Below are 9,480 nucleotides of genomic sequence, written 5' to 3'. Positions count from 1 at the left end.
TGACGCAGCGAGGTGATCGCCTGTTTTCCGTGGATAAAGTCCAGCACCTGTTGCGGGCTGATGCCATGGCGTTCTGCCCAATGCGTCCAGGCGCGCTCTACCACCGGTAATGAATCTACTAACGTTCCATCAAGATCGAACAGAAAACCCTTACACTCCACGGGAAACCCCTCTACGTTTAATCAGGCATTGATGATTTGCGCAATTTCGACCGCGCTCAGATGATACTGGCGTGGGCAGGATAGCCAGATACTCAGCATGCGCTGGTATTTTTCCCACATTTTGGTCTGGGCATTAAAACCGTGGCTGCCAGAATCGAAATGAGTATACCGCCCTTCCGTGCTCACCAGGAAACGCACATAGCTCAGGTAACGCGCTTCGGTCGCCGCATCAAAACCAAGGAATGCCAGGCGACGCGCGTCCAGCCCCTGGCGATCCTTGAGGTTCTCCCAGGACACCTGGAGCGCATGGTGCATTTCCATGATGTTGATGATGGTGCGGCACACTTCTTCGCTCATCTCACCAAAATCTCGATCCAGCTCGCGCATTTGCAAACCAAAACCGCGCTCGATGATCGTCTGCAGGCGGCGGTAGCGCTCCGCATTGTCCGGATCGAGCATGGTCATCATCTTGTATTGATTCGACAAAATCAGCCGTTGGGCGTTAGTCATTTCCATTTCATAGTCCTCAGTTCTGCAAATTAACCAGAGCATCGCATGACTTCAGTATGACGTGGAATCACAACTGTACCTTTCTTTGATTTGAACCGGGATATTAGTCAAATGTGAGTCGCGGCCAGACATGATCCGGGCACGAATTTGCGGCTTAAAGCAAGGCCGGTGAGATCCCGGCCCGGTAGCGCTTAAAGATCGTCGAGGAAGGTTTTGTCTAACTGCTTGAAGGCACGTTTCAGCACGTCCGCCAGCGCCTGGTAGGTTGGCGTCCCTTCAACGGGAGCAATCGCCTGCCCGGCTTCCGCCAGCTTGTTGCGGACCTCATGGAACCATTGCAGCAAGGTGGGTGGCAACGGCGTTACCGAGCGACGGCCCAGCCACCACAGCCCCTGCATCGGCAGGCTACAGGCGAACAGCGCGGTAGCGATCGCCGGGCCTAGTTGGCCACCGAGAGCAATCTGCCAGGTCAGGGTAAAAATCGCCAACGGTGGCATAAAGCGAACGGCAAAGCGGGTAGCGCGCGCCACGCGGTTCTCAGGGAAAAGCGGTGCCAGCCGTTTGTCTGCTGGCCAGGTTTTCATGTAGTGCTGCCCGCGCTGGAATATCTGAAACCAGCTTACGGAACCGGATGGTCTGCTCGTCATTGCGCACCTCAACTTCACGTATAAAAAATAAAATATTCTTGCAAACACACTAACAAAAAAGTTGAAGCTTTAAATTTATTTTGTGTTTGTGGCAGGCTATCGGTATCCTAAGCCGGCCTTGTGCCGGTAGAAGATGACAGAAGATTTGTCAACTTTTAGCCCTAACTCCCTAATCCTGCCGTTGGCGGCCAAGTGGGGCTAGGAAGCGGTAAAAATCAGGATCGCTTAAACCGCAGAGAAATCATCGGTTTTTTCATCATTGTGTCCTTTGTATCACTGACATGATGTTAATCATAAATGTCAACGGCATTATGCGCTACGCTTGTTGTCTGATTGACGTTTTATTCACCACGTGTTTTTGGGTCTTCCTTAATACCAACACGAACTATAAGTAGGTACTTCCATGTCGAGTAAGCTAGTACTGGTCCTTAACTGCGGCAGTTCTTCCCTGAAATTCGCTATCATCGATGCAGCCAACGGCGAAGAATACCTCTCTGGCCTGGCCGAGTGCTTCCATCTTCCTGAAGCCCGTATCAAATGGAAAATGGATGGCGGTAAACAAGAAGCGGCACTGGGTGCTGGCGCAGCGCACAGCGAAGCGCTGAACTTCATTGTTAATACTATTCTGGCACAAAAACCAGAGCTTTCTGCCCAGTTGACCGCTATCGGCCATCGCATCGTGCACGGCGGCGAGAAGTTCACGGCTTCTGCCGTCATCAACGACGAAGTCCTGCAGGGTATCAAAGATTCGGTACCTTTTGCACCACTGCATAACCCGGCTCACCTGATCGGTATTGCTGAAGCGTTGAAATCCTTCCCTAATCTGGCTGATAAAAACGTTGCCGTGTTTGACACCGCGTTCCATCAGACCATGCCGGAAGAGTCCTACCTGTATGCCCTGCCGTACAGCCTGTACCGCGACCATGGCGTTCGTCGCTACGGCGCACACGGCACCAGCCACTTCTACGTGACGCAAGAAGCCGCGAAGGCGCTGAACAAGCCGGTTGAAGAAGTTAACATCATCACCTGCCATCTGGGCAACGGTGGTTCCGTAACCGCAGTACGCAACGGTAAGTGTGTTGATACTTCCATGGGTCTGACCCCGCTGGAAGGCCTGGTAATGGGCACCCGTAGTGGTGACATCGATCCGGCCATCATCTTCCACCTGCATGATGCCATGGGCATGAGCGTTGACCAGATCAACAAAATGCTGACCAAAGAGTCTGGCCTGCTGGGTCTGACCGAAGTCACCAGCGACTGCCGTTACGTTGAAGACAACTATGACACCAAGGCCGATGCCAAGCGCGCCATGGACGTCTTCTGCCACCGTCTGGCCAAGTACATCGGTGCCTATAGCGCCCTGATGGAAGGCCGTCTGGATGCCGTGATCTTCACCGGTGGTATCGGTGAGAACGCCGCGATGGTCCGTGAGCTGACCCTGGACAAACTGGGCCTGCTGGGCTTTGAAATCGATCACGAACGCAACCTGGCTGCCCGCTTCGGCAAATCAGGCAACATCACCAAAGACGGCAGCCGTCCGGCACTGGTGATCCCGACCAACGAAGAATTGGTCATCGCGCAAGACGCTTCCCGTCTGACCGCTTAAATGCTCTTCACACCGTCAGCCCAGGCTGGCGGTGTTGTTTTGAGCCAGTCATCTTTGTCTGCGCCCCCGTTGCAGGCAGAAAACCGTGAAGAGGACTATTCTGTGTCACGTACAATTATGTTGATCCCCACAGGCACCAGCGTCGGTCTGACCAGCGTCAGCCTGGGTGTCATTCGCTCCATGGAGCAAAAAGGCGTTCGCCTGAGCGTGTTCAAACCTATTGCCCAACCGCGTACCGGCGGCGATTCCCTCGACCAGACCACCACCATCATCCGCAGCAACTCGACCATCCCAGCGGCCGAACCTCTGCGCATGAGCTACGTTGAGGGCCTGTTGAGCTCCAACCAGCAGGACGTGTTGATGGAAGAGATCGTGGCCCGTTACCACGAAAACACCAAAGACGCAGAAGTGGTGCTGATCGAAGGCCTGGTGCCTACCCGTAAGCATCAGTTCGCCAGCTCGCTGAACTACGAGATCGCCAAAACGCTGAACGCAGAGATCGTCTTTGTGCTGGCTCTGGGCAACGATTCTCCAGCCCAGTTGACCGAGCGCATCGAACTGGCTCGCTCCAGCTTCGGCGGCAGCAAGAACAAAAACATTACCGGCGTGATCATCAACAAGCTGAACGCTCCGGTGGACGATCAGGGCCGTACTCGCCCAGACCTGTCTGAAATCTTTGACGATTCCACCAAGGCCAGCGTAACCAACGTCGATCCTGCCCTGCTGTTTGCCAACAGCCCGCTGCCGGTGTTGGGTTGCGTACCATGGAGCTTCGATCTGATCGCTACCCGTGCCATCGATATGGCCCGCCACCTGAAGGCGCGAGTGATCAACGAAGGCGACATCATGACCCGTCGGGTGAAGTCAGTGACCTTCTGTGCGCGCAGCATTCCGCACATGCTGGAACACTTCCGCCCAGGTTCCCTGTTAGTCACTTCTGCCGACCGCCCTGACGTGCTGGTTTCAGCCTGTCTGGCCGCGATGAACGGCGTGGAAATTGGTGCCATCCTGCTGACCGGCGGCTACGAGATCGATGCCTCCATCAACAAGCTGTGTGAGCGCGCCTTTGAAACCGGCCTGCCGGTGTTCATGGTTGACACCAACACCTGGCAGACCTCGCTGAGCCTGCAAAGCTTCAACCTTGAAGTGCCATCAGACGACCATCAGCGCATTGAGAAAGTACAGAACTACGTGGCCAGCCACATCAACGCCGAATGGATCGAGTCCCTGACCGCCACTTCTGAGCGTTCACGTCGTCTGTCCCCACCGGCGTTCCGTTATGAGCTGACCGAACTGGCACGCAAAGCGGGCAAACGCATCGTGCTGCCGGAAGGTGACGAGCCACGTACCGTAAAAGCGGCGGCCATCTGTGCCGAACGTGGTATCGCGGAATGTGTGCTGCTGGGTAACCCGGAAGAGATCAAACGCGTTGCCGCCGCGCAGGGCGTTGAGCTGGGTAAAGGCATCGAGATCGTCGATCCGGTTGCCGTGCGTGAACTCTATGTGCCGCGTCTGGTTGAGCTGCGTAAGAGCAAGGGCATGACCGAAGTGGTTGCGCGTGAGCAGTTGGAAGACAACGTGGTGCTCGGCACCCTGATGCTGGAGAAAGGCGAAGTTGACGGTCTGGTTTCCGGTGCCGTTCACACCACCGCCAATACCATCCGCCCACCGTTGCAGTTGATCAAAACCGCACCGGGCAGCTCCCTGGTTTCTTCCGTGTTCTTCATGCTGCTGCCTGACCAGGTTCTGGTCTACGGTGACTGTGCGATCAACCCGGATCCAACCGCTGAACAGCTGTCTGAAATCGCCATTCAGTCAGCCGATTCCGCAGCCGCATTCGGTATCGAACCACGTGTAGCGATGATCTCTTACTCTACCGGTAATTCCGGTGCGGGTAGCGACGTGGAGAAAGTGCGTGAAGCGACCCGTCTGGCACAGGAAAAACGCCCGGATCTGATCATCGATGGCCCACTGCAGTATGACGCAGCGATCATGGCCGACGTGGCCAAATCCAAAGCGCCTAATTCGCCAGTAGCCGGTCAGGCGACCGTATTCATCTTCCCGGATCTGAACACCGGTAACACCACTTATAAAGCGGTGCAGCGTTCTGCTGACCTGGTATCCATCGGGCCAATGCTGCAAGGCATGCGCAAGCCGGTGAACGACCTGTCCCGTGGTGCTTTGGTTGACGATATCGTCTACACCGTAGCTCTGACGGCGATCCAATCGGCTCAGGCTGATGCACAGGCGGCCAAAGGCTGATGAGACAAAGGTGCCACTGAGGCACCTTTTAGCCTCTAGTCATACCAATAACGGCCTGGTGACCATCACCGGGCCGTTTTATTTTTAGCGTCAACAGCTAGCTTTTCTTGCCGTGTAACGGCTCCACCACCTGGATCCCCCGCTCCAACCGCTGCTTATTCCCTTGGTAATCCTGCAACAAGATGGCAATAAACAGCGTATCCAACAGGTTAAGCTGGATGATCCTCGCGACCGCATTCTTCCCCAGCAGCGGCCCACTCATTGCCGGGCTGAAAATCGACAAATCCGCACACTGCGACAGCGGCGAGGCATTATCGTTGGTGATGCAAATCACCCTGGCCTGACGAGCATTGGCGATTTCTACCGCTTTCAACAGTTCCCGTGTCTCCCCTGATTGAGAAATCACGATCACCACATCCTGCTCGTCCAGCTGGCTAGCCACCATCAACATCAGGTGGAAGTCGCTATAGCTATGGCTGATGATGCCGATGCGCAGCAGCTTGTGTTCAAAATCCAGGCATACCGACGCCGAGCCACCCACCCCCAGGATCACCACTCGCCGAGCACGATAAATCAGGCTGGCGGCCTGCCCAATCACCTGAGTGTCCGCTACCGACTGCGCTTCCTTCAGCACCTGGATGCTGTTGCTGAACACCTTATCCAGCACGGTATTCAAATTGTCATCGGCGGTGATCTCTTCCTCTTTCTCGTAGGGCAGAAAATTGAAATAGCTCACCAACGCGCTACGCAGTTCGCGAAAGCCGGAGTAACCAATTTTCTTGGCCACCTTGACGATCAAAGGTTCCGAGACGTCGAGACACCCCGCCACTTCACGCAGCCCAGTATCTTTTGTGATGTTGCCTTTAGTGATCAGCCACTCAACGATACTGCGCTCAGTTGGATTCAGCGAAGAGAGCGACATCTTGATTTTGGCCCCAATGGCCAGTGCATTTTCAGTATCCGGTAACGCTTCCCGCTGATTTGCCATTTATCCCCGCCGCCGTATTTGTCGATATTTGCCAGTAGCTTACCACACCCTTTCACGGAACATGAATCCCTATCTACGCATTCACAGCAATAAGTTCACAACTGGCTATCAAATCGTAAAATTCCCGTTATCCTACAAAGATATCAACATTAACAACTTTCGTTTAAACCCGTAACCACAACCCTCTCCGACAGCCCAGCAACGCTGAAAAACGCCATTTATTCACAATAACATCTATTTTTGTGAAGTCGATCTCTTTAGGCTATTGCAATAGCGCTAACTTCACACCAATAATAGATTACGTGAAGTTAATACTATTCCGGTTCAGGATGAAGCTACTTTGCTCCGGGCAAAAAACCACTAAGCGATACCAGATCTGATTTGAGGGAACACTATGAAATCGTCATTCTTCGGTATTCTTCAGCGTATTGGGCACTCGTTTATGCTGCCCATCGCCCTGCTCCCCGTCGCCGGGTTGCTGCTGGGCATTGGCGCATCATTCACCAACGCCACCACCATCGAATCTTATGGCCTGCAATCCCTGTTGGGTGACGGCACGGTACTTCACGCATTGCTGACCGTAATGAAAAGTGCCGGCAGCGTGGTGTTTTCCAACCTGCCGATGCTGTTTGCCATCGGCGTGGCGATGGGCATGGCCACCAAAGAGAAGCAGGTTGCCGCCATCTCCGGTGCCGTCGGCTTCTTTGCCATGCACGCCACCATCAACGCCATGTTACAACTCAACGGATTATTGGAGCCTGGAGCCTTGCCCGACGGATCGCTGGGCATGAGCGTGGGGATCAATTCACTGCAGATGGGCGTGTTCGGCGGGGTGCTGGTTGGCCTGGGTGTTGCCGCGCTGCACAACCGTTTCTACCGGATCGAGTTACCGGCAACGTTTTCATTCTTCGGCGGCACCCGGTTTGTCCCTATCGTTACCGCGTTGACCTATGTGGGCGTGGGCATTCTGATGTTTTATATCTGGCCAACCATTCAGGACGGGATCATGCATCTCGGCGGGTTGGTCAACCGCGCTGGCTATGCCGGCACCTTTATCTACGGCTTTATCGAACGTGCGCTGATCCCGTTCGGCCTGCACCACGTGTTCTACATGCCATTCTGGCAAACCGGGCTGGGCGGAACCGAAATTATCGACGGTATCTCGGTTTCCGGTGCGCAGAACATCTTCTTTGCCGAACTGGCCAGTCCGAACACCAAGGCGTTCTCGGTAGAAGCCACCCGCTTTATGGCCGGTAAATTCCCGTTCTATCTGTTTGGCATCCCAGGGGCCGCCTTGGCTATCTACCACTGCGCCAAACCTGAAAACCGTAAGCTGGTGCTGGGCTTACTGCTGTCCGCTACGCTGACCGCCGTATTGACCGGGATCACCGAACCTATTGAGTTCTCATTCCTGTTCGCAGCCCCATTGCTGTATGTACTGCACTGCGTGCTGGCAGGCCTGTCGTTCATGCTGTGCCACATCTTCAACGTCGGCGTGGGGCAGACCTTTTCCGGCAGCCTGATTGACTTCGTGCTGTTCGGAGTTCTGCAAGGCAACACCAAAAGTCATTGGGTCAATGCCATCCTGATCGGCATCCCCCTGTTCCCGATTTACTACTTCAGCTTCCGCTTCCTGATCCTGCGCTTCAATTTCAAAACGCCAGGACGTGAAGACCAAGGCCAGGAAACCAAGCTCTATACCCGTAAAGACGTGGAGGCCGCCAAAGGTGGTGCTCCGCAAGCGGACGGCCAGAAAACCGATCAGGTGTCCGAGCTGATTGTGGCGGGTCTGGGTGGCAAAGCCAATATCACCAATATCGACTGTTGTGCCACGCGGCTACGCATCACCGTAGCCGATGAAAACCTGGTGGACGATAGTCTGCTGAAAAGCTCTGGAGCGCGGGGCGTGATCCGCAGAGGCCAAGGTATCCAGGTGATTTATGGCCCGCATGTCACGCTGATTAAATCCAATCTGGAAGACTGTCTGCAAGGCGTTTAACCACTCAAATTACCCATTATCAATGCATTACTGTGAATTTATCGCTGCCAGCGCGGCAGCGATAACAGAGGATAAAAGATGAAAATTGCCATTGGCTGTGACCATGTAGGGATCATTTTAAAACCCACCATTATCCAGCACCTGGAGACTAAAGGGATTAGCGTGATCGATAAAGGTACCCATGGGGAGCAGCGCACCGACTACCCGCTGTATGCCAAAGCCGTTGCCGACGCCGTAGTCTCGCAAGAGGCCGATCTTGGCATCCTTATCTGTGGTTCGGGTATCGGCATCTCGATTGCTGCCAACAAGGTCAACGGCATTCGCGCCGTGGTATGCAGCGAGCCTTATTCGGCCAAGCTGTCCCGCCAGCACAATAACACCAATATTCTGGCCTTCGGCTCACGGGTCATCGGTGCCGAACTGGCGAAAATGATCGTCGACGAGTGGCTTAATGCCCAGTTTGCAGGGGATCGCCACCAGAAGCGCGTGGAAATGATTGCCGCACTGGAGACCCAACCATGAACAACGTATTCTGCCCTTCGTTGATGTGCGTAGATTTCTCCCGTCTGGCTGAAGAGCTTGCCGAACTGGAAGCGGCTGGAGCAGCCATGTTCCATATCGATATCATGGACGGCCATTTTGTCCCCAATCTGGCGTTGGGGCCAGAGGATATCAAAGCCGTCGCCAAACTGGCGAAGATCCCTTATGACGCCCATCTGATGATGAGCAACCCGGACGCGTATATCGACAAGTTTGCCGATCTGGGCTGCAATATTATCTATGTGCACGCCGAAGCCCCGACGCATCTGCACCGCACCTTGAGCAATATCCGCCAGCGCGGCGTCAAAGCTGGCGTGGCGATTAACCCGGGTACGCCCTTGAGCTACCTGAGCGAAGTGCTTGACGTGGTTGATGTGGTTTTGGTGATGTCGGTCAATCCTGGCTTTGCCGGCCAGCCGTTTATCCACAATGCCATCGATAAAACCCGGCGGTTACGCCAGATGCTAAGAGATCATCACAGTGCAGCAAGGATCGCCATTGATGGTGCTATCTCGCCTGACATCGTCAAAGCGTTGGCCGCAGACGTGGATATGTTTATCCTGGGCACCGCCGGATTGTTCCGCAAGGAGATGAACTATCAGCAAGCAATGCAGATATTGCAGGAACAGGCTCGGTTGGGGGAACAAGCCCCTCACCCTAACCCTCTCCCACTGTACAGACCGGGGACATCATGAACACTTGTTCGGGGACATGGTAGACACTTACAACATAGGTATGAGTACTTCTGAGTGGAGCTGCTTATGCCG

The 9,480-nt window shown here is 54.5% G+C and carries 9 protein-coding genes; 5 read left to right on the top strand and 4 right to left on the bottom strand.

What is annotated here, in order from left to right; genetic code table 11:
• The 3 genes from ACLQ7H_RS02945 to yfbV form a co-directional block, all read right to left on the bottom strand.
• The coding region (locus tag ACLQ7H_RS02945; RefSeq protein ID WP_411751385.1) for an HAD family hydrolase at nt 1-161 on the bottom strand (161 nt) is incomplete at its 3' end.
• A 21-nt stretch (nt 162-182) separates the two neighbouring features.
• Nucleotides 183-677: a YfbU family protein gene (locus tag ACLQ7H_RS02940; RefSeq protein ID WP_411751384.1), complete on the bottom strand. Its 495-nt coding sequence runs from the start codon at nt 675-677 to the stop codon at nt 183-185.
• A 185-nt stretch (nt 678-862) separates the two neighbouring features.
• Entirely contained in the window at nt 863-1,318 is a 456-nt protein-coding gene (gene yfbV, locus ACLQ7H_RS02935; RefSeq protein WP_024485138.1) for a terminus macrodomain insulation protein YfbV, read from the bottom strand.
• Nucleotides 1,319-1,721: 403 nt separating this feature from the next.
• On the opposite strand from yfbV, the gene ackA reads away from it, so the two are divergent.
• Together ackA and pta are read left to right on the top strand one after the other, a co-directional pair.
• Nucleotides 1,722-2,924: an acetate kinase gene (gene ackA, locus ACLQ7H_RS02930; protein WP_021806000.1), complete on the top strand. Its 1,203-nt coding sequence runs from the start codon at nt 1,722-1,724 to the stop codon at nt 2,922-2,924.
• 102 nt (nt 2,925-3,026) lie between these two features.
• Entirely contained in the window at nt 3,027-5,186 is a 2,160-nt protein-coding gene (gene pta / locus ACLQ7H_RS02925) for a phosphate acetyltransferase (RefSeq protein ID WP_411751383.1), read from the top strand.
• 97 nt (nt 5,187-5,283) lie between these two features.
• Here the strand turns inward: pta and ACLQ7H_RS02920 are convergent, their stop codons facing one another.
• Complete coding sequence (locus ACLQ7H_RS02920) at nt 5,284-6,174, bottom strand: SIS domain-containing protein (RefSeq protein WP_411751382.1); 891 nt, start codon at nt 6,172-6,174, stop codon at nt 5,284-5,286.
• Between the two features lie 394 nt (nt 6,175-6,568).
• On the opposite strand from ACLQ7H_RS02920, the gene ACLQ7H_RS02915 reads away from it, so the two are divergent.
• From ACLQ7H_RS02915 to rpe, 3 genes are all read left to right on the top strand, one after another.
• Entirely contained in the window at nt 6,569-8,173 is a 1,605-nt protein-coding gene (locus tag ACLQ7H_RS02915; protein WP_411751381.1) for a PTS transporter subunit EIIC, read from the top strand.
• A 78-nt stretch (nt 8,174-8,251) separates the two neighbouring features.
• Nucleotides 8,252-8,695 (top strand): ribose 5-phosphate isomerase B, encoded by a 444-nt coding sequence (gene rpiB / locus ACLQ7H_RS02910; RefSeq protein ID WP_411751380.1) that lies wholly within the window; start codon nt 8,252-8,254, stop codon nt 8,693-8,695.
• Complete coding sequence (gene rpe, locus ACLQ7H_RS02905; RefSeq protein WP_411751379.1) at nt 8,692-9,408, top strand: ribulose-phosphate 3-epimerase; 717 nt, start codon at nt 8,692-8,694, stop codon at nt 9,406-9,408. The genes rpiB and rpe overlap by 4 nt, the downstream gene beginning before the upstream one ends.
• The last annotated feature ends 72 nt before the right edge of the window (nt 9,409-9,480 follow it).

Source organism: Serratia sp. (in: enterobacteria) (assembly GCF_046715635.1).
GTDB lineage: Bacteria > Pseudomonadota > Gammaproteobacteria > Enterobacterales > Enterobacteriaceae > Chania.
Note: the sequence above shows the minus strand (reverse complement) of the source record. Positions and strands in the feature narration are given on the sequence as shown.